At 71.1% G+C, this 21,750-nt stretch carries 19 protein-coding genes; 8 read left to right on the top strand and 11 right to left on the bottom strand.

Going from position 1 to position 21,750, the window contains the following annotated elements; genetic code table 11:
* Positions 1–364 precede the first annotated feature (364 nt).
* Positions 365–1,042 (top strand): response regulator transcription factor, encoded by a 678-nt coding sequence (locus ACU6P3_RS12945; protein ID WP_030742328.1) that lies wholly within the window; start codon positions 365–367, stop codon positions 1,040–1,042.
* A 173-nt stretch (positions 1,043–1,215) separates the two neighbouring features.
* On the top strand, positions 1,216–2,496 hold the full coding sequence (locus ACU6P3_RS12940) for a sensor histidine kinase (RefSeq protein ID WP_447197261.1): 1,281 nt from the start codon (positions 1,216–1,218) through the stop codon (positions 2,494–2,496).
* A gap of 173 nt (positions 2,497–2,669) precedes the next feature.
* On the opposite strand, the gene ACU6P3_RS12935 is transcribed toward ACU6P3_RS12940, so the two are convergent.
* Positions 2,670–3,266: a GtrA family protein gene (locus tag ACU6P3_RS12935; RefSeq protein ID WP_447197260.1), complete on the bottom strand. Its 597-nt coding sequence runs from the start codon at positions 3,264–3,266 to the stop codon at positions 2,670–2,672.
* 139 nt (positions 3,267–3,405) lie between these two features.
* Between ACU6P3_RS12935 and ACU6P3_RS12930 the strand changes: the two genes are divergently transcribed.
* The 3 genes from ACU6P3_RS12930 to ACU6P3_RS12920 all read left to right on the top strand — a co-directional run bounded on the left by ACU6P3_RS12930 (position 3,406) and on the right by ACU6P3_RS12920 (position 6,565).
* A complete protein-coding gene (locus tag ACU6P3_RS12930; protein ID WP_447197870.1) occupies positions 3,406–4,617 on the top strand; it encodes a 5-(carboxyamino)imidazole ribonucleotide synthase in 1,212 nt (403 codons plus the stop codon).
* Complete coding sequence (purE, locus tag ACU6P3_RS12925) at positions 4,614–5,189, top strand: 5-(carboxyamino)imidazole ribonucleotide mutase (RefSeq protein WP_447197259.1); 576 nt, start codon at positions 4,614–4,616, stop codon at positions 5,187–5,189. The genes ACU6P3_RS12930 and purE overlap by 4 nt, the downstream gene beginning before the upstream one ends.
* A gap of 143 nt (positions 5,190–5,332) precedes the next feature.
* A complete protein-coding gene (locus ACU6P3_RS12920; RefSeq protein ID WP_447197258.1) occupies positions 5,333–6,565 on the top strand; it encodes a dipeptidase in 1,233 nt (410 codons plus the stop codon).
* A 376-nt stretch (positions 6,566–6,941) separates the two neighbouring features.
* Here the strand turns inward: ACU6P3_RS12920 and ACU6P3_RS12915 are convergent, their stop codons facing one another.
* Entirely contained in the window at positions 6,942–8,288 is a 1,347-nt protein-coding gene (locus ACU6P3_RS12915) for a UDP-glucose dehydrogenase family protein (protein WP_447197257.1), read from the bottom strand.
* Between the two features lie 352 nt (positions 8,289–8,640).
* On the opposite strand from ACU6P3_RS12915, the gene ACU6P3_RS12910 reads away from it, so the two are divergent.
* Positions 8,641–9,813, top strand: coding sequence for an acyl-CoA dehydrogenase family protein (locus tag ACU6P3_RS12910; RefSeq protein ID WP_447197256.1), 1,173 nt, complete (start codon positions 8,641–8,643; stop codon positions 9,811–9,813).
* A 184-nt stretch (positions 9,814–9,997) separates the two neighbouring features.
* Here ACU6P3_RS12910 and ACU6P3_RS12905 read toward each other — a convergent pair whose 3' ends face one another.
* Together ACU6P3_RS12905 and ACU6P3_RS12900 are read right to left on the bottom strand one after the other, a co-directional pair.
* Entirely contained in the window at positions 9,998–10,186 is a 189-nt protein-coding gene (locus ACU6P3_RS12905) for a hypothetical protein (protein WP_447197255.1), read from the bottom strand.
* Positions 10,187–10,191: 5 nt separating this feature from the next.
* Positions 10,192–10,326 carry a hypothetical protein gene (locus ACU6P3_RS12900; RefSeq protein WP_447197254.1) on the bottom strand — a complete coding sequence of 45 codons (135 nt, stop codon included), beginning with the start codon at positions 10,324–10,326 and terminating at the stop codon, positions 10,192–10,194.
* A gap of 389 nt (positions 10,327–10,715) precedes the next feature.
* On the opposite strand from ACU6P3_RS12900, the gene ACU6P3_RS12895 reads away from it, so the two are divergent.
* Positions 10,716–11,585, top strand: coding sequence for a helix-turn-helix domain-containing protein (locus ACU6P3_RS12895; RefSeq protein ID WP_447197253.1), 870 nt, complete (start codon positions 10,716–10,718; stop codon positions 11,583–11,585).
* A 191-nt stretch (positions 11,586–11,776) separates the two neighbouring features.
* Here ACU6P3_RS12895 and ACU6P3_RS12890 read toward each other — a convergent pair whose 3' ends face one another.
* From ACU6P3_RS12890 to ACU6P3_RS12880, 3 genes are all read right to left on the bottom strand, one after another.
* Positions 11,777–12,178, bottom strand: a complete 402-nt coding sequence (locus ACU6P3_RS12890; protein WP_447197252.1) for a hypothetical protein — start codon at positions 12,176–12,178, stop codon at positions 11,777–11,779.
* A 355-nt stretch (positions 12,179–12,533) separates the two neighbouring features.
* Positions 12,534–13,805 carry a glucarate dehydratase family protein gene (locus ACU6P3_RS12885; RefSeq protein WP_447197251.1) on the bottom strand — a complete coding sequence of 424 codons (1,272 nt, stop codon included), beginning with the start codon at positions 13,803–13,805 and terminating at the stop codon, positions 12,534–12,536.
* Positions 13,806–13,807: 2 nt separating this feature from the next.
* Positions 13,808–14,740 (bottom strand): 5-dehydro-4-deoxyglucarate dehydratase, encoded by a 933-nt coding sequence (locus tag ACU6P3_RS12880; RefSeq protein WP_447197250.1) that lies wholly within the window; start codon positions 14,738–14,740, stop codon positions 13,808–13,810.
* Positions 14,741–15,104: 364 nt separating this feature from the next.
* Here ACU6P3_RS12880 and ACU6P3_RS12875 point away from each other — a divergent pair, with 364 nt between their 5' ends.
* Positions 15,105–16,493 (top strand): MFS transporter, encoded by a 1,389-nt coding sequence (locus tag ACU6P3_RS12875; protein ID WP_447197249.1) that lies wholly within the window; start codon positions 15,105–15,107, stop codon positions 16,491–16,493.
* 259 nt (positions 16,494–16,752) lie between these two features.
* On the opposite strand, the gene ACU6P3_RS12870 is transcribed toward ACU6P3_RS12875, so the two are convergent.
* From ACU6P3_RS12870 to ACU6P3_RS12855, 4 genes are all read right to left on the bottom strand, one after another.
* Positions 16,753–17,193, bottom strand: a complete 441-nt coding sequence (locus ACU6P3_RS12870; RefSeq protein WP_447197248.1) for a cytidine deaminase family protein — start codon at positions 17,191–17,193, stop codon at positions 16,753–16,755.
* Positions 17,193–18,464, bottom strand: a complete 1,272-nt coding sequence (locus tag ACU6P3_RS12865) for an LCP family protein (protein WP_447197247.1) — start codon at positions 18,462–18,464, stop codon at positions 17,193–17,195. Before ACU6P3_RS12865 ends, ACU6P3_RS12870 begins: the two co-directional genes overlap by 1 nt.
* A 312-nt stretch (positions 18,465–18,776) precedes the next feature.
* Complete coding sequence (locus ACU6P3_RS12860; protein WP_447197246.1) at positions 18,777–20,042, bottom strand: DUF1259 domain-containing protein; 1,266 nt, start codon at positions 20,040–20,042, stop codon at positions 18,777–18,779.
* A 139-nt stretch (positions 20,043–20,181) separates the two neighbouring features.
* Positions 20,182–21,732 carry an LCP family protein gene (locus tag ACU6P3_RS12855; RefSeq protein ID WP_447197245.1) on the bottom strand — a complete coding sequence of 517 codons (1,551 nt, stop codon included), beginning with the start codon at positions 21,730–21,732 and terminating at the stop codon, positions 20,182–20,184.
* Positions 21,733–21,750: the final 18 nt, after the last annotated feature.

Raw genomic sequence — 21,750 nt, 5'->3', positions numbered from 1 at the left:
CCCGGCGAGCCGTTCGTCCTCGGTGGGCTGTTCCCGGCGGACCGTGCTCGTCGGCCGTGCCTCGTGGGCGTGACCGCGCCCGTTGTGGGGGAAGAGAGCGGAACATGAGGTTCCGTTCCAGCGCAGAAAAGAGACCTTTGGTGCCGAGCGGACGCTCGGTGGCCAAAGGTCCTCTAGTGGTACTACAGGCGTTCAGCCACCATACTCCATGACAGAGCGGTACATAGACGGCTTGAGAGATGGATCACAGGTTCTGAGGGAACCGGTCACCCAATTCGAAGGTGAATCATCAGATGAGCCGATGGACCTGCGGGTGCTTTCCAGGGCTGCCCGAAGGCCGTCCCATGCGGTCTACCATCACCCCATGACCCGTGTACTGCTCGCCGAGGACGACGCTTCCATCTCGGAGCCGCTGGCCCGCGCCCTGCGTCGGGAGGGTTACGAGGTCGAGGTTCGCGAAGACGGTCCGACCGCGCTGGACGCCGGCCTCCAGGGCGGAGTCGATCTGGTCGTGCTCGACCTGGGGCTGCCCGGCATGGACGGCCTCGAGGTGGCCCGGCGGCTGCGCGCCGAGGGCCACACCATCCCGATCCTGGTCCTGACCGCGCGCGCCGACGAGGTGGACACCGTCGTCGGGCTGGACGCCGGTGCCGACGACTACGTGACGAAGCCGTTCCGGCTGGCGGAGCTGCTGGCACGCGTACGGGCGCTGCTGCGCCGCGGCGCGGCCGACCCGGGCCCGGCCCCCGCGACGCACGGGGTGCGGATCGACGTCGAGTCGCACCGGGCGTGGATGGGCGAGGAGGAACTCCAGCTGACGGCCAAGGAGTTCGACCTGCTGCGGGTGCTGGTGCGGGACGCGGGCCGGGTCGTCACCCGGGACCAGCTGATGCGTGAGGTGTGGGACACGACGTGGTGGTCGTCGACCAAGACCCTCGACATGCACATCTCCTGGCTGCGCAAGAAGCTCGGTGACGACGCGGCGAACCCGCGGTACATCGCGACGGTGCGGGGCGTCGGGTTCCGGTTCGAGAAGAGCTGAGCCCGGCGGGGTCCGGGCGGTGAGGCCCCGCCGACGTGCGAAGACGGACGCGCGCGGACCGGCCGGTCGCGGCATGAGGACCCCTTAGGCTCGGAACCACCCGGACAGGGGAGGGGCGCTAGGTTCGGGTACGACGGTGTCCCGCCGTCGCGTCACCCCGCACGGAGGGCACCTTGCGCCGTCGTCTGATCCAGTCCACCCTCGCCGTGGTCCTCGTCGTCATCGCCGTCTTCGGGCTGTCGCTCGTCCTGGTCGAGACCCGCACGATCAGCAGCAGCGCCCAGGAGAGCGTGGACTCCGAGGCGCTGCGCCTGGTCAGCATCGTCGACAGCCGGCTGATCGGCGGCGATCACATCACCGCGCGCGTACTGACCCAGCAGGTCGGCGAGAAGCGGTACGCCCGAATCGACATCCCGGGGCGGCACCCCGTCGAGATCGGCACCCGCCCCTCCGGCAGCGTCATCCGGGGCACCGCCAAGGGCGAGGAGGGGGAGACCGTCGTCGTCGAGGAGCCCCGCTCCTCCGTCAACGGGGAGGTCGGCCGCACGCTGCTGATCATCGGGATGGTCGCGCTGCTCGCCGTCATCGCCGCCGTACTGCTCGCCGTGCGCCAGGCCAACAAGCTGGCGTCGCCGCTCACCGACCTCGCGGAGACCGCCGAGCGACTGGGCTCCGGTGACCCCCGGCCACGGCACAAGCGGTACTCGGTGCCCGAGCTGGACCGGGTCGCCGACGTCCTCGACGCCAGCGCCGAGCGGATCGCGCGCATGCTCACCGCCGAACGCCGGCTGGCCGCGGACGCCTCGCACCAGCTCCGTACCCCGCTGACCGCGCTGTCCATGAGGCTGGAGGAGATCTCCGCGACCGACGACCTGGACACGGTCAAGGAGGAGGCGATGGTCGCGCTGACGCAGGTGGAGCGGCTGACCGATGTGGTCGAACGGCTGCTCACCAACGCCCGCGACCCGCGTACCGGCTCCGCCGTCGCCTTCGACCTGGACGAGGTCGTCAAGCAGCAGCTGGAGGAGTGGCGCCCGGCCTACCGCAGCGCCGGGCGCGCCCTCGTCTGCTCGGGCAGGCACGGCATGCGGGCCGTCGGCACCCCGGGCGCGGTGGCCCAGGTGCTGGCGGCGCTGATCGAGAACTCGCTGATGCACGGGGGCGGCACGGTCGCCCTGCGCACCCGGGTGACCGGCAACCAGGCGGTCGTCGAGGTGGCGGACGAGGGGCCGGGCGTACCGCCGGACCTCGGGGCGCGGATCTTCGAGCGGACGATCAGCGGGCGCAACTCGACCGGGATCGGCCTGGCCGTGGCCCGGGACCTGGCCGAGGCGGACGGCGGGCGGCTGGAGCTGCTCCAGCAGAAGCCGGCGGTCTTCGCGCTGTTCCTCAGCAGGCAGGCCCGGCCGCACAAGAAGACGCACGGCGGCGACACGGGCTCACCGGTCCGCTGACCGGCGCGCGCCGCCTCCGGCACGGTGCGCTGCGGTGTCGGTGTCGGTGTCGGCGTACGGGGCCGGGGCGCGGGTCAGGTGGTCGGGCCCGTGCGACCGGCGTACGGGCTCGCACGGTGCGCTGCGGCGTCGGTGTCGGCGGTGTGCGGGGCGGGGCGGGGCGGGTGCCCGCTTCAGCGGCGTATGCGGTGGCGCTGGGCGCGCTCCGCGTCCCGGCCCGCCGCCCCCCGGCCCGTTTTCGGGCCCGGGCCCCTGTCCGCGGCAGCGTCCAGGTCCTCCAGGTCCACGGCGGCGTCCGATCCGTGCACGCGCGGCGAGGCGGTGGTACCGATCTCCGCGGGCAGGGCCCGAAAGACCCAGCTGCGGTAGGACCAGAACCGGAACAACGTCGCCACTCCGATGCCGAGGAACTTGAACACGTTGCTCTGGAGCGGGGTGTCCCAGCCGAACCCGTACGTCGCCGTGTAGAGGACCCCGTTTTCGATCACCAGGCCGGCCACGCTGAACAGCAGGAAGAGCGTCAGCTCCTTGGTGCGGCGGGACTTGTCCCGGTCCCGGTAGGTGAAGTAGCGGAACCCCAGGTAGTTGAAGGCGATCGCGACGACGGTGGCCAGCACGCTGGCCCGCACGACCGGCAGCTCGGTCACGTGCCGTACGAGGTTGAAGACCAGGAGGTTGACCAGCAGCCCCGCGCCGCCCACCGCGCCGAACTTGACCACCTCGCGTACGAGCCGGTCCAGTCGCGCGCGGAGTGCGCCCCGTTCGCTCATGTGCCCGTTCAGCCCCGTCCGGTCGGTGGTCCGTACGCGCCATGCTAACCAGGGGGTCACCCGCTCGCCCGGGGACAGGTCTGTAGGCCGGACGGCGGCCTGTGTGATCAGCGGAGATACGGAACGTGATAGACGTGCGATCGGTTGTGACCGAAACGCGCCTCCCAAGGCGCCCCACTCGTCCCTCACGGGCGGCCTATACCCTGGGCACGTGACGTTCCCGGTAGTCGGCATGGTCGGCGGCGGTCAGCTCGCCCGTATGACCCACGAGGCGGGCATCCCCCTCGGCCTCAGATTCAAGCTCCTCAGTGACACCCCCCAGGACTCGGCGGCCCAGGTGGTGAACGATGTCGTGGTCGGGGACTATCGCGACCTGGCCACACTGCGCGCCTTCGCGCGGGGCTGCGATGTGATCACGTTCGATCACGAGCACGTCCCGGTCGAACATCTGCGCGCCCTGGAGGCGGAGGGCATCCCCGTCCGGCCAGGTCCGGACGCCCTCGTCCACGCCCATGACAAGGGCGTGATGCGGGCCCGGCTGACCGCGCTCGGCGCACCCTGCCCGCGCCATCGCATCGTGGCCGATCCGGCCGACGCCGTCGCCTTCGCCGACGAGGTGGGCGGGTTCCCCGTGATCCTCAAGACCGTGCGCGGCGGCTACGACGGCAAGGGCGTGTGGTTCGTACGGTCCCGGGAGGACGCCGAGGAGCCGTTCCGGGCCGGGGTGCCCGTGCTCGCCGAGGAGAAGGTCGACTTCGTCCGGGAGCTGGCCGCCAACGTCGTCCGCTCGACGCACGGGCAGGCCGTCGCCTATCCGGTGGTCGAATCGCGGCAGGTCGACGGGGTCTGCGACACGGTGATCGCGCCCGCGCCGGGACTGCCCGACGAGCTGGCGGGCGAGGCGCAGCGGCTGGCGCTGCGGATCGCGGCCGAACTGGGCGTCGTCGGTCATCTCGCCGTCGAGCTGTTCGAGACGCCCGACGGCCGGATACTCGTCAACGAACTGGCGATGCGGCCGCACAACTCCGGGCACTGGACCCAGGACGGCGCGGTCACCTCCCAGTTCGCCAACCACGTACGGGCCGTGCTCGACCTGCCGCTCGGCGACCCGCGCCCCCGCGAGCCCTGGACGGTCATGTGCAACGTCCTCGGCGGCGACTTCCCCGACATGTACCCGGCCTACCTGCACTGCATGGCGCGGGACCCGCGGTTGAAGATCCACATGTACGGCAAGGACGTGAAACCCGGCCGCAAGGTGGGGCATGTCAACACCTACGGCGACGACCTGGACGACGTGCTGGCACGCGCTCGCCACGCCGCCGACTACCTCCGAGGGACGATCACCGAATGACACCCCCCGCACCGGCCGGCACGCCTTCCGGACCCACCGCCGACCAGGCCGGAGGCCCCCACGTCGGCATCGTGATGGGCTCGGACTCCGACTGGCCGGTCATGGAGGCCGCGGCCAAGGCGCTGGACGAGTTCGAGGTGCCGTACGAGATCGACGTCGTCTCCGCGCACCGGATGCCGCGCGAGATGATCGCGTACGGGGAGCAGGCCGCGGACCGTGGCCTCAAGGTGGTCATCGCGGGCGCGGGCGGCGCCGCGCACCTGCCGGGCATGCTGGCCTCGGTGACCCCGCTGCCGGTGATCGGCGTCCCCGTACCCCTGAAATACCTGGACGGGATGGACTCGCTGCTGTCCATCGTCCAGATGCCGGCCGGGGTGCCGGTGGCCACGGTCTCCGTGGGCGGGGCGCGGAACGCGGGCCTGCTGGCGGCACGTGTTCTCGCGGCCCACGACCCGGAGCTGCGGGAACGGATGCGGGTCTTCCAGCAGGAGCTGAACGACCAGGCGACGGAGAAGGGCAAGCGGCTGCGGGCCAAGGTCGAGGGCGCGGAGCACTTCGGATTCGGCAAGTGACGGGCGGCGCCGCGACAGGCGGGACCGAGCCAGGCGGCGGAACCGGCGCGGGCAGCGGGACCGGCTCAGGCGTCGAAAGCAGGACAGGCGCCGAGAGCGGGACGGACAGCGGGACCGAGACGAGGGCGGCCACCATGACGGGCGTGGAGACGGACGGCGTGGCGGAGCACCGCGCCTCCTCCGTGTATCTGGAGCAGGCGCGTGAGCTGCTCGCCGGCCATCCGGTGGTCGACGGCCACAACGACCTGCCGTGGGCGCTGCGCGAGCACGTCCGCTACGACCTCGACCGGCTGGACATCGCGCACGACCTGACGGGCCGGCTCCACACGGACATCGCCCGGCTGCGGCGCGGTGGCGTCGGGGCGCAGTTCTGGTCGGTGTACGTCCGGTCGGACCAGGCCGGGGACGACGCCGTCAGCGCCACGCTGGAGCAGATCGACGTGGTCGCCCGGCTGCTGGAGCGCTACCCGGACGACCTGGCGCGGGCGCTGACGGCGGACGACATGGAGCGCGCCCGCCGTGAGGGCCGGATCGCCTCACTGATGGGCGCCGAGGGCGGCCACTCCATCAATAACTCGCTCGCCACGCTCCGGGCCTTCCACACGCTGGGCGTGCGTTACATGACGCTCACTCACAACGACAACATCGCCTGGGCGGACTCGGCGACGGACGAGCCGGGCGTGGGCGGGCTGTCGGCCTTCGGCCGCGAGGTCGTGCGGGAGATGAACCGGATCGGCATGCTCGTCGACCTCTCGCACGTGGCCGCCACGACGATGCGGGACGCACTGGACGCGACCGACGCGCCGGTGATCTTCTCGCACTCCTCCGCGCGGGCGGTCTGCGACCATCCGCGCAACATTCCCGACGACGTGCTGGAGCGGCTGCCGGCGAACGGGGGCGTCGCGATGGTCACGTTCGTACCGAAGTTCGTCCTGCCCGCGGCGGTGGCCTGGACGGTCGCGGCGGACGAGAACATGCGGGCGCACGGCCTGCACCACCTGGACACCACGCCCGAGGGCATGGCGGTCCACCGCGCCTTCGAAGAAGCGCACCCGCGCCCGCGTGCGACGGTGGCCACGGTCGCCGACCACCTGGACCACATGCGCGAGGCGGCGGGCGTCGACCACATCGGCATCGGCGGCGACTACGACGGCACGGCGTTCACCCCGGCGGGGCTGGAGGACGTCTCGGGCTACCCGAACCTGATCGCGGAACTCCTCGCCCGGAAGTGGTCGAGGCCGGACATCGCGAAGCTGACGTGGGGGAACGCGGTACGGGTACTGGGCGCGGCGGAGGACGTCGCCCGAGGGCTCCAGACGGAACGGGGCCCGTCGAGGGCGACGCTGACGGAACTGGACGGCGGCGGCTCTTTTTAGGGGCGCGGTTCGCCTCCGGGGCGCGGGTGGAGTTACGGGCCCGGGAAACCTCCGACGTGACCCGGGTCGTCCCGGCGACCGCCGCGCGCGGCCTCTTTTGAGGGCTCGGTTCGCCTCCGGGGCGCTTCATGCCACTGTCGACGGTCGACCGGTGCTCGGTTTGCTCGTACCTCACAAACCTCCGCGCGCTCTCCCTTTCGACAGCGGCGCGCCCCTTCGGCTCACTCGCCGGCGGACGTGGGCACCCGGGACAACACGGGCACCCCAGGAGGCGGACGTGGGCACCCGGGCGTATCAGGAACCCGGGAGGCGGGAATCCGGGAGGCGGACAGCAGGAAGCCGACGTATCAGGCGCCCCCGGAGGCGGACCGAGCCCCTAGAAAAGCGGCCGGCCCATCGCGCGGTATGTCCATCCCGCCGCCCGCCACCGCTCCGCGTCCAGCGCGTTGCGGCCGTCCAGGATCAGGCGGCGCGCCGCCGCCTCGCCCAGGACTACCGGGTCCAGCTCGCGGAACTCGCGCCACTCGGTCAGGTGCAGGACCACATCCGCGCCCCGTACCGCCTCCAGGGCCGACTCCGCGTACCGCAGCGTCGGGAAGAGCAGCTTCGCGTTCTCCATGCCCTTCGGGTCGTACACCGTGACCTGGCCGCCCTGGAGGTGGATCTGTCCGGCGACGTTGAGCGCGGGCGAGTCCCGTACGTCGTCCGAGTCGGGCTTGAAGGTCGCGCCCAGTACCGCCACCCGCTTGCCGAGGAACGACGAGTCCCCGTCCACCGCCTCCCGCGCCAGCTCCACCATGTGGCCGCGGCGGCGCATGTTGATCGAGTCGACCTCGCGCAGGAAGGTCAGCGCCTGGTCGGCGCCGAGTTCGCCCGCCCGGGCCATGAACGCCCGGATGTCCTTGGGCAGGCAGCCGCCGCCGAAGCCGATCCCGGCGCGCAGGAACTTCGGCCCGATGCGCTCGTCGTACCCCAGCGCCTCCGCCAGCTTCACGACGTCTCCGCCGGCCGCCTCGCAGACCTCGGCCATCGCGTTGATGAACGAGATCTTGGTGGCGAGGAAGGAGTTCGCGGACGTCTTCACCAGCTCGGCGGTCGGGAAGTCCGTCACCACGAACGGCGATCCCCCGGCGATCGGCCCCGCGTACACCTCGCGCAGCAGCCGCTCGGCGCGCTCGCCGCGCACGCCGACGACGATCCGGTCCGGGTGCAGGGTGTCGTGCACGGCGAAGCCCTCGCGCAGGAACTCCGGGTTCCAGGCCAGTTCCACCTCGCCGCGCGCGGGCGCCAGTTCGTCGATCCGGGCCGCCAGGCGTTCCGCGCTGCCCACGGGGACCGTGGACTTGCCGACGACGAGCGCGGGCTTCGACAGGTGCTCGGCGAGGCTTTCGACGGCGGAGTCGACGTAACTCATGTCGCAGGCGTACTCGCCGTGCTTCTGCGGGGTGTTCACGCAGACGAAGTGCACGTCGCCGAAGTCGGCGGCCTCCGCGAAGTCCATGGTGAAGCGCAGCCGGCCGCTCGATCCCTCGATTCCGGCGACATGCTTGCGCAGCAGTTCCTCGAGGCCGGGCTCGTACATGGGGACCTGGCCCGTGGACAGCATCTTGATCTTCTCTGGGACCACATCGAGGCCGAGGACTTCGAACCCCAGCTCCGCCATGGCCGCGGCGTGGGTGGCGCCGAGGTAACCGGTGCCGATCACTGTGATCTTGAGGGCCATGCGGTGCTCCAGGGAGACGTGTACGGGTGGTGCTGCCGCGCGGCCGGCGTCCCCGGGCGCGCGGCCCGAGCATAGCCGCGTGTGGCAGGGGCGTCGCAGGGGCAGGTACCGCGGTGGACGCGGCGTACGGGAGTACCGGGCGTACGGGCGTACCCGGCGTGCGCGGTGTGCATCGCGTACGCGCCGGGTCCGGTGCGCACGCGGTGGGACGGGGCAGGCCACCGGCCGGGTTTCCGGGGCGGCTGTCGGCAAGCTCACCCGCCCGCACTGTTCGCATGGCGGTACGGCGCTCTAAGCTTTGGTTACTTAACGGTAGTTAGCAGTCTGTTGGCAGTCTGGGGAGTGAGAGACCGTGGCAGGTTCGGCTGATTTCGATCTGTTCCGCCCGTCCGAGGAGCACGACATGCTCCGCGAGACCGTGCGCGCGCTCGCCGAGGCGAAGATCGCGCCGTACGCCGCGGCCGTGGACGAGGAGACCCGCTTCCCGCAGGAGGCACTGGACGCGCTGGTCGGCGCGGACCTGCACGCCATCCACGTCCCCGAGCAGTACGGCGGCGCCGGTGCCGACGCGCTGGCCACGGTGATCGTGATCGAGGAGGTGGCGCGGGTCTGCGCGTCGTCCTCGCTGATCCCCGCCGTGAACAAGCTCGGGTCGCTGCCCGTGATCCTCTCCGGCGGCGAGGAGCTGAAGAAGAAGTACCTGGGGCCGCTGGCCAAGGGCGACGCGATGTTCTCGTACTGCCTCTCGGAGCCGGACGCCGGCTCGGACGCGGGCGGGATGAGGACGAGGGCGGTCCGGGACGGCGACGCGTACGTCCTCAACGGTGTGAAGCGCTGGATCACCAACGCCGGGGTCTCCGAGTACTACACGGTCATGGCCGTCACCGACCCGGACAAGCGCACCAAGGGCATCAGCGCGTTCGTCGTCGAGAAGTCCGACGAGGGCGTGTCCTTCGGCGCGCCGGAGAAGAAGCTCGGCATCAAGGGCTCCCCGACCCGGGAGGTCTACCTGGACAACGTCCGCGTCCCCGCCGACCGTCTGATCGGCGAGGAGGGCACGGGCTTCGCCACGGCGATGAAGACCCTCGACCACACCCGCGTCACCATCGCCGCGCAGGCCGTCGGCATCGCGCAGGGCGCGCTCGACTACGCCACGGGCTATGTCCAGGAGCGCAAGCAGTTCGGCAAGCCGATCGGCGACTTCCAGGGCGTGCAGTTCATGCTGGCCGACATGGCGATGAAGCTGGAAGCGGCCCGCCAGCTCACCTACGCGGCCGCCGCCAGGTCCGAGCGCGTCCACCTGGGCGCCGGCAAGGAGGACCTGACCTTCTTCGGCGCCGCGGCCAAGTGCTACGCCTCGGACGCGGCCATGGAGATCACCACGGACGCGGTCCAACTGCTCGGCGGCTACGGCTACACGCGCGACTACCCGCTGGAACGGATGATGCGCGACGCGAAGATCACCCAGATTTATGAGGGCACGAACCAGGTCCAGCGGATCGTGATGGCGAGGAACCTGCCGTAGAGCGATTTTCGCAGGTCAGCGCGTTGCCTTCAGCCGTCCGTGAGCGGTGATCGGCTTCTGTCCGTCGGGGGCCGTTCTGGGCCGGTCAAGGGCGTCGTGCCGGGGGAAATCCTGGGCTGACAGGACCAGGAAGGCCCTCGCCGATTCGGCGAATTCAAGCGGGGGCGTTCCTTCGTTCGCCGACTCACACGAGGCTGACCCCGGCCTGAACCTTGATGGTGTTCACGGCGTCTTCAGTGAGCCAGCGCAGGGGGACCACGGTCCACTTGTCGCGCTTGCGCATGACCACGGCCTTACCGTCCCTGGTGCGTCCGACGTGAATGAAGCCGTGGTCACGCCGCAGGTCCTTCGCCAGGTTCTCGCCGTGGATCACGGGCGTTACTTCCCTTCGCGGTCCTCGTCGTCGGCCATGCTGCTGTGCACGTCCCCGTTCTGCGAGACGCGAGTTTCGGGATCAGTCGCCTGGTCCTGGTTGGCGTACGGGTCCCAGTCGTCCTCGTTCTTCTTACCCATTTTTGCGCGCTCCTTCCGGTCGAACACCGAGGCGGCACGGAAGCAGCCCGCGCCGTCGTGGAACCGCGCCCCGACCGCCGGCCCTTCTTGTTGCCGAAACGGTCGGGGCGGGGATTTGAGTGCTTCGGCTTCCCTGGGGCCGAAGCGGTTGCCCTCACTTCCCAGGACAGCACCCCGTCAAGGGGCGGGCCGGGGCGAGAGCCTGCACGAAGATCGACCGGACAGGACCTGGCCACTTCTTGCCGCCATGCTCCGGCCAGATGAATGCGGTCGGCCGCTTGCGGCGCTCCCGGGGTGGCTCGGCCGGGTCCTCATAATCCGGGATCTCGTCACGCAGGATGCCGACTCCCTCCGGCGCATCCTCGACCCGTTTGTCGATGTCCTCAGCCGTGACCATCAGTGGCCCTCGGGATGCCGCCGCAAGAAGACGTTGCAGTCGGACACCCGTCCAAAGAGCCCGTGAAGAACTCGCCGGCCGTCTGCGGGAGATCCGGAAGGACGCGGGGATCAGTGGGCGGGAGCTGGCAGTCAGGTGCGGCTGGTCGGAGTCGAAGTCATCCCGGATCGAGAACGCCAAGACGCCCCCCTCCGATGCCGACATCCGAGCGTGGTGTCGAGCCTGCGCCGCTGACGACCAGGCCCCCGACCTGATCGCGGCCAACAGGCAGTCCGCCGAAGCACATGTGGAGTGGAGACGGCTTCAGCGCACCGGCCTCCGGCGCCTGCAAGAAAGCACCGGCGACCTGTACCAACAGACCAAGACCTTCCGCGTCTACGTATCCGATGTGATCCCTGGCTTCCTTCAAACGGCGGGGTACGCCTCCGCGCTGCTGTCCTCCATCGCGGATTTCCGAGGGACGCCGGACGACGTGAGCGAGGCAGTGGCAGCCCGGATACGGCGGAACGAGGTGCTGAGCAAGGGCGGGCGCCGGTTCTCCTTCGTGCTGGAAGAGTCGGTGTTGCGATACCGGCTGTGCAGCGCCGAAACCATGGCGGCGCTGCTTGGCGTCATGGACTTTCAGAACGTCGCCGTGGGCATAGTCCCGTTCGCGCAACAACGGGCCGTGTGGCCCATGCCGACCTTCACGATCTTCGATGACCGAAGGGTGCACGCGGACACCCTGGACGCGGCGTCCACGCTCACACAGCCCAGCCAGGTCGAGCTGTACGCCCGTGCCTTCGAACGTCTCTCGCAGCAGGCCACACGGGGAGCGGCAGCCCGCGCCCTCATTGCGGACGCGGTCTCATCCCTGGACTGACCAGCGATGGCGGCGCCCCCCGTGCAGGTGGTCACGGGGAAATGCTGGGGAAGCATCCCCGCCGGGCGTCGGGTGCCCGGCCGTCGGAGGCCAACCTCAGGCGACCCGCACTCGCACGGCTGCCCAAAGCCCGGAGTCCGGGACGAGGCACTACTCCTCGCAGGCGGCAAGCCCGGGCCCTCACGTGCGTGTCAGGGCTTGCGGACTGTTGCGCGGGCCACCGTGTTGGCTGCGTGGTCCTGGAAGTGGACCCTGACGTAGGCGGCCCCGCCGCGCACGTTCGCGGGTACGTTGAGACTGTACTTCGCCGTCGTGCCGCAGACCCATGGCGTGATGGCGTAGCCCAGTTCCTTGCCGTTGGCGGCGTGGGCGGAGGCGTAGGTCCGCCGGCAGTCGTTCTTGCTCACGGACTTCTGCTGCCCGACCACGGCCACCGACCGGTTGTTGAACGTCACGGTTCCCTTCGACCAGGTCTGGCCCCACTTGAGGTGGTAGCCGGGCGCTGCTGCGGCGACGGGCAATGCGGGAAGGGCGACGACCATCCCGACGGCCATGCTCAAGGCGCCGAAACCGGCAGCGATCTTCGAACGCATACTGTCTCCTCACGGGATCGATGCAGCGGACGACGGAGCGACGACGGCTCCGACGCACACCACGGTGTCCCGGCACCGGACCGGCTGGCCACCGAACGTCGGGCCGCACAGATTTGCCGCCCGACCGGAAGTCTCGAACGGACCCGGACACGCTGATTTCCCACATGGGTGGTCAGTACGGCCCGTGCGGTCCGGGTGGTGGGCACACAGGCAGCCGCCCCCGAACCGAGCGGTTTCGGGGGCGGGCGCCAGACGAACCTGGCCTTTTCCGTGCGGCGGGGCGGGGGTACTCCAGCGCCGTGCCTGCCGGCGTCGGGCACCGCCGCACCTTTGACGTCGCAGGGTGAGCGAAGGCCTACCAGCGCGGAATCGCCACCCGGTACGTCGGGTTGATGCTGCGCATGTAGCCCGTGTCGTCCCGGTCGCGCAAGCCGCAGGACAGGTACTGCTCGTGCAGGGTCCCCAGCGCGTCGCGGTCGAGCGTGACGCCGAGGCCGGGGGTGGTGGGGGCCGTCACCGAGCCGTCCTTGAACTCCAGTACGCCGGGCTCGATGACGTCCTCGGTCTTCCACGGCCAGTGCGTGTCGCACGCGTAGGTGAGGTTGGGCGTGGCCGCCGCCAGGTGGACCATCGCCGCGAGGCTGACTCCCAGGTGCGAGTTCGAGTGCATGGACAGTCCCATGCCGAACGTGTCGCAGATCCCGGAGAGGAGCTTGGAACGGCGCAGGCCGCCCCAGTAGTGGTGGTCGGAGAGGATGACCTGGACGGCGTCCACCGCGACGGACGGCTTGATCTCGTCGAAGGCGACGACGCACATGTTCGTTGCCAGCGGCATCGACACCTCGCGCGCGACGGCCGCCATGCCCTCGATGCCCGGCGTCGGGTCCTCCAGGTACTCCAGCACCCCGTCCAGCGCCCGGCCGACCTCGATGGACGTGGGCACCGACCAGGCGGCGTTCGGGTCGAGCCGCAGGGGGTGGTCCGGGAACTCCGCGCGCAGCGCCCGGATCGCCTCCACCTCCTCCTCGGGCGGCAGGACCCCGCCCTTGAGCTTGATCGCGGTGAATCCGTACGCGTCGACCATCCGCCGGGCCTGGGCCACGACGCCTTCCGGGTCCAGCGCCGCTCCCCACGCGTCCGGCTCAGCGCCCGGATGGGCGGCCCACTTGTAGAACAGGTAGGCGCTGAACGGAACCGAGGGCCGTACCGCTCCGCCCAGCAGGTCGGAGACGGGCCGGCCGGACGCCTGTCCCTGGATGTCCAGCAGCGCGACCTCGAACGGGGACTGCACGCGGTCGACCGTGCTGCTCGTGGTGACCATCCCGGTCAGTCCGGTCCCGCCGTCGCCGCCGACGCGCGCCACGACCGCGCCGACGCGCCGGTGCAGTTCCTCGGTCGCGTAGACGTCGAGCCCCACGATGTCCTCGGCCACGGCGTTCAGCCGTTCCAGGTGCTTGGCGTCGGCGTACGTCTCGCCGAGCCCGGTGAGCCCCCCGTCGGTGTGCACCTCGACGATCGCGCGCAGCGCGTACGGCTCGTGGACGCCTACGGAATTGAGCAGCGGCGGGTCCCGGAACGCGACCGGGGTGATGGTGACGGAGGAGATGCGCAGCCGTTCGGCGGTCATGGTCAGGCCTTCCCTGCGAGGTCGAGTCCGCGCTCCAGGAGCGAGGAGAGGGCGTCGAGGTCTTCCGGGGTGGGGTCGGTCAGCGGGGCGCGGACCGGCCCGGCGTCCAGGCCGCGCAGTCGGGCGCCCGCCTTGACCAGCGAGACCGCGTATCCCGGGAGCTTGTTCCGCAGCTCCACCAGCGGGTGGAAGAAGCCCGCCTGGAGCTCCTCGACCCGTGCGTCGTCCCCGGTGGTCACGGCCCGGTGGAAGGCCAGCGAGATCTCGGGGGCGAAGCTGAAGACGGCCGACGAGTACAGCGGAACGCCGGCGGCCCGGTAGGCGGGTACGGACGCCTCCGCGGTGGGCAGCCCGTTGAAGAACTGGAACCGCTTGCCGCTCTCGCGCAGCGACTGGCGGATCGCCACCACGGTGCGGGACAGCGTCTCGATGTCGCCGACACCGTCCTTGAATCCGACGACGTTGTCGAGGGCGGCGACCCGCACCGCGGCGTCCAGGCCGAACCGGGCGTTGGCGCGGTTGTAGACGATGAGCGGGAGCCCGGCGGCGTCCGCCACCTGACGGGTGTACTCCACCAGCCCGTCCTGCGGCGCGGTGACCAGGTAGGGCGGCAGCAGGAGCAGGCCGTCGGCCCCGGCCTCGCGCGCCGCGGCGGCGCCGGCCACGGCGCTGGGCAGCGCGCCGCCCGCACCGGCGAAGACCGGTACGGCCCCGTCGGTGGCCTCGACCGCGGCACGTACGACGTCCGCGTGCTCCTGGGGCGACAGAGCGTGGAACTCGCCGGTTCCACAGGCGGGGAAGACGGCTCCGGCACCGGCGGCCACCCCGGCCCGTACGTGCTCCTTCAGGACCGGGAGGTTCGGACCGCCGTCGGCGCCGAAGGGGGTGACCGGAAAGAACAACACTCCGTCAAGCATAAGGTTCCGTTCATACATGTGACTTGCATGTGCACCTGTGTACGAGGCGCCAACCTAAGTCCCGTCGGACGGTGCGTCAATCCTGGTCGGGCGGCAGATGGCCCGCCCCGGCGCCCTCCCGCACCGGCTGATGAGATTCCGTGAGCAAGTCATTGACCCGGAGGACACGCCTCCGTAACGTGACCACACGTGTGAAATTGGTTCACATACGTGTACGACTGGATGTCTGTCGCGGCCTGCGGGTGCGGCCCCGGTGTGGTGCGGCCCCCGTGCGGTGCGGCCCCCGAGCCCGGCAGGTGGAGTCCGGCCGACGCGGTCGACAGCGTGGGGCACCGGGGACGGCCGGTCACACCTTCACGGCAATTCACAGTGGGAGACAAAGATGGTCCCGCAGCTTCCCAGGAAGCGCCCGGCGAGCCAGAGCGAGCCGGACGCGGAGAGCCGCGCAGTCGGCAAGTTCCTCCGCCGCATGCTGCCCCTCCTGGTCCTGATGCTGGTGGTCAACCAGATGGACCGGACGAACGTGGGATTCGTCCAGGCGGACCTGAAGGCCGACATCGGTGTCAGCGCCACCGCCTACGGCCTCGGTGCCGGCCTGTTCTTCATCGGGTACGCCCTCTTCGAAGTCCCCAGCAACATGCTGATGGAACGTTACGGCGCCCGGGTCTGGCTCACCCGCATCATGATCACCTGGGGCACGGTGATCGTGGCGATGTCCTTCATCCACAACGTCACGGTCTTCTACATCCTGCGGTTCCTCCTCGGTGTCGCCGAGGCCGGCTTCTTCCCCGGCGTGCTCCTCTACTTCACCAAGTGGCTGCCGGACTCCAGCCGTGGCAGGGCGAGCGCGATCTTCCTGGGCGGATCCGCCACCGCCTACATCGTGACCGGGCCGATCACGGGCGCGCTGCTGGAGATGCACGGCGTCGCCGGCATCGCCGGATGGCGCTGGATGTTCGGTCTGGAGGGCGTCTTCTCCATCGTGGTCGGCATCGTGGCGGGCTTCTTCCTGGTCTCCCGCATCCAGGACGCCCGCTGGCTCACCCAGGAGGAGAAGGACGCGCTCAGCGCGGCGGTCGCGCGGGACGAACAGGCCCGCGACCGCGCGCCCAAGGTCTCGAAGCTCAAGCTGCTGGTCCATCCCCAGGTCGCCCTGCTGACCGGTGTCTTCTTCGCCATGGCGCTCACCGGCTACGCGATCACCTTCTGGCTGCCGACCCTGGTCGCGGAGATCGGCGGGCTCTCGCCCTTCCAGATCGGCCTGCTGTCCGCCATCCCGTGGATCTGCGCCGTGATCGCCATGTACACGGTCAGCCACTTCGCCGACGGCGCGCCGGACCGCCGCCCGTACCTCGTGGCCGCCCTCATCCTGTCGGCGGTCGGCGCCTTCCTGGCCACGCTCGGCTCGCCGTGGTTCGGGCTGCTGGCCATCACGCTGGCCGCGATCGGCGGAAAGTGCGCCGCGACCGTGTTCTGGCCGATGGCGCAGGCCGGCCTGGACTTCAAGATCGCTGCGGCCGGACTGGCGATCGTGAACTCCCTGGGCAACCTCGGCGGTTTCGTCTCGCCCACGCTCTTCGGCTACCTCAAGGACACCACCGGCAGTACGAACGGTGGCCTGTACAGCCTCGCGACGGCGTCCGTCCTGGCGGCAGGCGCGGTCTTCCTCATCCGCCGTGGCGGAGGATCGGCCGGCTCCGGTGAGCCGCTGCCGGCCCAGGGGACCGCGGGCGCGGCGCAGGGCGAGACGACGCCGCCGCGGATCGCCTGACGGCCCTGACCCGACTCCTGTGGCGGTCGGCGCGGCGGTACGGGCCGGCCCGTACGAGTTCGTCGCACAGATCGATCGTGCGGGGCAGCGGCAGGCGTCAGCCTCCGGACCGCGTCAGCCGTACGGCCCCCGTCGTACGGGCCCGTCGTACGGGCCCCCGGACGGGGCGTCGGGCGAACGCGCGGGCGCCGGGTGAGTCGTACTCACCCGGCGCCCGCGCATGGTCGGCCGACCGTTCGTTCCTCAGCGGGTCCGCCCCTCAGTCCGCGTGGTCCGCCCAGACGTAGCTCTCCGGGAGCAGGTCCCCGACGGCCACCGCCCGCGGCCCGTCGGCCGCGGGCACGATCACCCGTATGCCCGGGAAGTAGTCCAGCAGGACCTGGCGGCAGCGCCCGCACGGCGACACGACGCCCCGGTCGCGGTCGCCCACGGCGACCATCGTCGTCAGCTCGTACGCCCCCTGGGCCGCCGCCGCGCCCAGGACGACCAGTTCCGCGCACGGGCCACCGGTGAAGTGGTAGGCGTTCAGGCCCGTGATGATCCGGCCGTCCGCCGCGCGGGCGGCCGCCGCCATCGTGTGGCGGTCGCCGCGGGCGCGGGTCCGCGCGACGGCCGCCGCCGCCTCGATCAGCTCGTGGTCCGGCTCGTCGCGGAGCGGCTCGTCGTGGTCCGGCTCGTGGCGCGGCTCGGAGGTGTCCATCAGTCGCCGGAGACCGTGACCTTCTCGTCGTTGTTGAGCTGGTTCACCAGCTGCTTGACCTTCTCCTTGTCCCACACGAGGTTGCCGCCCACGCTGCCCGAGATCGGCATGTTCATGGACTTCCCCTCGCCGCCCGTGACGCCCTTCATCGCGAAGAACATCTGGCCCAGCGACCACAGCGACATGTCCTTGTCCACGATCAGCGTGTCCAGGCCCGCGCCCATCGTCGGGTAGAGCTTGAACGGGTTGAGGATCGTGCCCGGCGTCGCCGTCTGGGAGGCCAGGGCCGCCAGGAACTTCTGCTGGTTCTTCGTACGGTCCAGGTCACTGCCCGCGAACGCGTACCGCGTCCGCACGAACGCCAGCGACTGCTCGCCGTCCAGGGTCTGCTTGCCCGCCTGGAAGTCCGCCCCGGACTTCTTGTCCTTGAACGCCTTCGGGATGTCGATCTCCACGCCGCCGATCGCGTCCACGATGTTGGCGAAGCCGGCGAAGCCGATCTCCACGTAGTGGTCGATGTGCAGGCCGGTGTTGAACTCGACGGTGCGGACCAGCAGCTCCGGTCCGTCCTCCGCGTACGCCGCGTTCAGCTTGGTCTGCCGGCCCGTGTTCGGGTAGACCTTGCCGGAGTCCGACCCCTTGAACGAGGGGATCGTCACGTTCGAGTCGCGCGGCAGGGAGATCAGCGTCGGGCCGTTCGAGCCGTCGTGCAGGATCATCATCGAGTCCGTGCGCTTGCCCTCGGCCGAACCCGTGTGGAGCTGCTTCTTCTGCTCGTCGGTCATGCCCTCACGGCTGTCCGAGCCGACGATCAGGTAGTTCGTGCCGTCGCCCTGCGCCGGGCGCTCGATGACCTTGGAGAGGTCGACCTCCCGGTTGAGCTTTCCGTCGGCCCAGAAGTACGTGCCGATGGAGACGCCGAGTATCACGATCACCAGCGTGAGCGCGCCCAGCTTGATCCGGCGTCCCCAGTCGGGCGCGGGCCGCGTCGGGCCCATGGCGCCGGCCCGGCGGTAGCCGCCGTCGCCCGGGCCACCGCCGGAGGGGGAGCCGTAGACCTGGCCCGTGTTGTACGCCGGATCGGGGCCGGCACCGGGCGGCGGCCCGGCACCCGGGCCGGGGGCGTACCCCTGCGCCTGCCGGGGCACGCCGCGTGACTGCACATGGGGCATCACGCGCGCGCCCTCGGGCTGGGCGCCCCCACTGCCGCGTCCGTAGCGGTCGCGCCGCTCACCGCGGTCGCCGGTCCATCCGTCGGGCCAATCATTCATGCGCACCAGTGTGCCGGGCCCGCTCGTACGCCATACAGGGGTCATGGGAAATCGGGTCGGCCCTGTTGCGAATCTGATGCATTCACCTGGTCGGAGGCGGCCGAACGGGTGGGACGGGTGGTCGTACGGGGTGGGACACGTGACCGTACGGGTGGGGCAGGTAGCCGCTCCGGGTGGGACGCGTGACCGTGCGGCGGCGCGGGTGACCGTGCGCCGGCGCGCGTGACCGTGCGGCGTCGCGGACGGCCGTTCGGGTGAGACGGCGGGAGGCGGCACCCGGCCCCGGTACCGCCTCCCGGGCGCTCCGGGCCCTCAGTCGCCCCCGCCCTGACCGCCCGGTGTGACGCGGGTGGCGTCCAGCGCCGGGCGCAGCGCCCTGGCGATCCTGACCCCGTCGCCCACGGCCCAGATGTGCGTGAAGAACAGCCGGGGCTCCTCCGACAGACCGTGGTTGTGCAGTTCGACGAGGTTGATCTTCCCCCGCCGCAGCCGGGCGAGGACGTTCGGGACCTCGTCCGCCACCATGACGAAGTCACCGCTGAGCGCGACCCGGCCGCCGCCCAGGAGCTGCATGTTGAACGCCGTGGACGCACCGAGGCCCTGGGGCAGTTCCATGCCGCGGTCGACGATCGTCTCGCGGCGGTGGAAGACGACCTTGTAGAGACCGCCGTCGTTGGAGCCCTTTCCGCCCAGCGCGGCGTCGATCCGCCGGGTGTCCAGGTCGAGCGGCGGATTCTCCAGGCTCCGGGGGCGCGGCTGGGGCACCGGGGTGGCCGTACGGTCGATGGCCGCGCGTACACCGCGGGCCAGCGCCACCGCGTCGTGGCCGTGCGCGTGGACGTGGATCCACCACACGTCGGGGGAGTGGGCGAGCAGGTGCTTGTGCAGCGCGGTCATCTCGATGTGGTGCGCGAACAGCGCGTCGGACACCCGCTGGAGCTCGTTCTCCGCGCAGACCAGGTCCCCCATGATCAGCGTGGAGCCGTCCTCGTAGCGCACGAAGGCCACGTGCGAGCCGAGGGCCAGTCCCGGGGACACCTTGACGCCGTACGAGACGACGTCCAGGTCGGTGCGCGGGAAGCGGGCGTGGAGGAACTCGCCGCGCACCATGCTGGGGCCGCCGGAGAGCCCCAGCGCCTTGACGACGTGGTCCCAGTCGCCCGCCTTGGTCCTGACCGGCTTGAGGGGGCGTCCGTGCCCGGAGTGGTCCGGGCCGGGCGGGTGCCCGGAGTGGTCCGGGGGGACCGGGCCGCCGCCGCGCCGGGTGTCGGCGTGGGCGGTGGCCGTGCCCGGCCCGGCCAGTCCCGTTCCGGCCATGCCCACCCCGGCCAGCAGCGGCGCGAACGCGGCGGCGGCCAGCAGTCGGCGCCGCGGTGCCCCGGCGGCTGCGCCGGTCGGCGTCGCCTCGGCCTCCGGTGTGCCGGCCCGCGGTGTCCCGGCGAGTACCCCGGTTCGCGGGCCGCCCGCTTTCCCCGCGCCGGTGTTCCGTGCGTCCGTTCCTCGCGTGTGCGTTCGCGGCGTGGCGGTCCGTGGCGTGGCGGCCCCGGGGGACATGTCCTGCTCTCGGTCTCCGCTCACCTTCTGAGCACCTCCATACGTGGACGTAGGTCTGCGTCCGTCGCGAGTGGTGGACCCGGGACCCCGTGGCCGGGACGGGCCGCCGTCCCGCGGCCGTCCCGCCGTTCCGCGGCACGTGCCATGGCAGTGCCGTGAGTGTTCAGGGACACACGGCCTGGTCCCCGGTCATCGCTTCGAACGCGCCCTTGGACGCATTCTGAGCGCGAACGGGCGTCACCGCTCGGTAGTCGGATCCCGCCAGCACCTTCAGCGTCGGGCCCTGCTGGGGGACGGGGCGCAGCTCACTGCCCGGGAGCGCGGCCGCCAGGGACTTCGCGGAGCGGTCCCAACGCGGGTCGTACATGACGACCGTCCGGCGTACGTCGGGTCCGTCCGAGCCCAGCGGAGCCCCGGTCGTGCGGAAGCCCGTGGCGCGCAGCGCGTCGTCCACGCGCCGGCCGAGACCGTCCGTCGGCGTGCCGTTGTAGACCTGCACCCGGATGTCCTGCGGCCGGACCTCGACCACCTTCCCGCCCTTGGCGTCCTTGGCGCTGTCCTCGACGCGTCCCTCGGCGTCTCCGTCGGGGTTCCCCTCGTCGCCGTCGGAAGGCGGCTCCGGAGCCAGCGGCTTGTCCTCGCGCACGGCGTCGAACAGCTCCTTCGACTTCACCGGGTCCCAGGTCAGCGCCGTACCGCCACCGGGCACCGGGATCTCGGCGGGCGCCAGCGGCACGGACGTGAACTCCGACGAGGACGGGGAGAAACCGCGCATCGCCTCGTTCACGGCGAGCATCTGCCGCATGCCGAATCCGGCGTCGGCCCGTACCGAGCCCAGCACCGTGGCGGCGACCTCCTGGAACCTCACCGGGTTCAGCAGCACTCCGCTGGAGGTCGCCCGGCTGATCAGAGCCGCCACGAACCGCTGCTGGCGGCGCATCCGGCCCAGGTCGGCGGCGTTGTCGAGGTGGCGGGACCGTACGTACTGGAGCGCCTGGCCGCCGTTCAGCCGGTGCGTGCCCGGAGCCAGCGCGAGACCGGTGTAGGTGTCCTTGAGCGGCTGCGGGGTGCAGATGTCCACGCCGCCCACCGCGTCCACCGTCTTCATGAAGTTCGCGAAGTCGATCTCCAGGTAGTGGCTGATCTTGACCCCGGTCATCCGCTCCACGGTCCGGACCGTGAGGCTCGGCCCGCCCTCGGCGTAGGCCGCGTTGATCTTCACCGGGTGGGGCTTGTGGTGCTCGCCGGTGGTGGTGTCGGTGTGTTCCGGCAGTTCCGCGTAGCTGTCCCGGGGGACGCTCACCACGCTCGCGCGCCGCCCGTCCTCCGAGAGGTGGACGAGCATGATCGTGTCCGTGCAGTTGCAGGGCTCGCCACCGAGCCGGTAGGTCCGCCGCTGCTCCTCGGTGATCTTGTCGCGGCCGTCGGTGCCCACGAGGAGGATGTTCAGGCCGTGGCCCGCGTCGGGGCGGTTCTTCATGTCCTTGAACGGGTCGACCCGGCCGATCTCCGTGTCCAGGCTGGTCACGACGGCGTGGCCGATGCCGCCGGCGCCCAGCACCAGGACGGACAGGGTTGTCACCAGCCGGGTGCCCCAGCGCGGCCGAGCCCCCCGGGGGCCGCCCCGCCGCCGGCTCCTGGTCCCGGTCCGGGGCCGTGCGGGAGCCGTGGGCGGGGGCACCGCACGGCTGTCCGGGCGAGGCGGTGTGGGCACGGCGGGACCTCCGCGGTG

Source organism: Streptomyces hebeiensis (assembly GCF_052983195.1).
The sequence above is the reverse complement of the archived record's forward strand: the minus strand, read 5'-3'. Positions and strand labels throughout refer to the sequence as shown.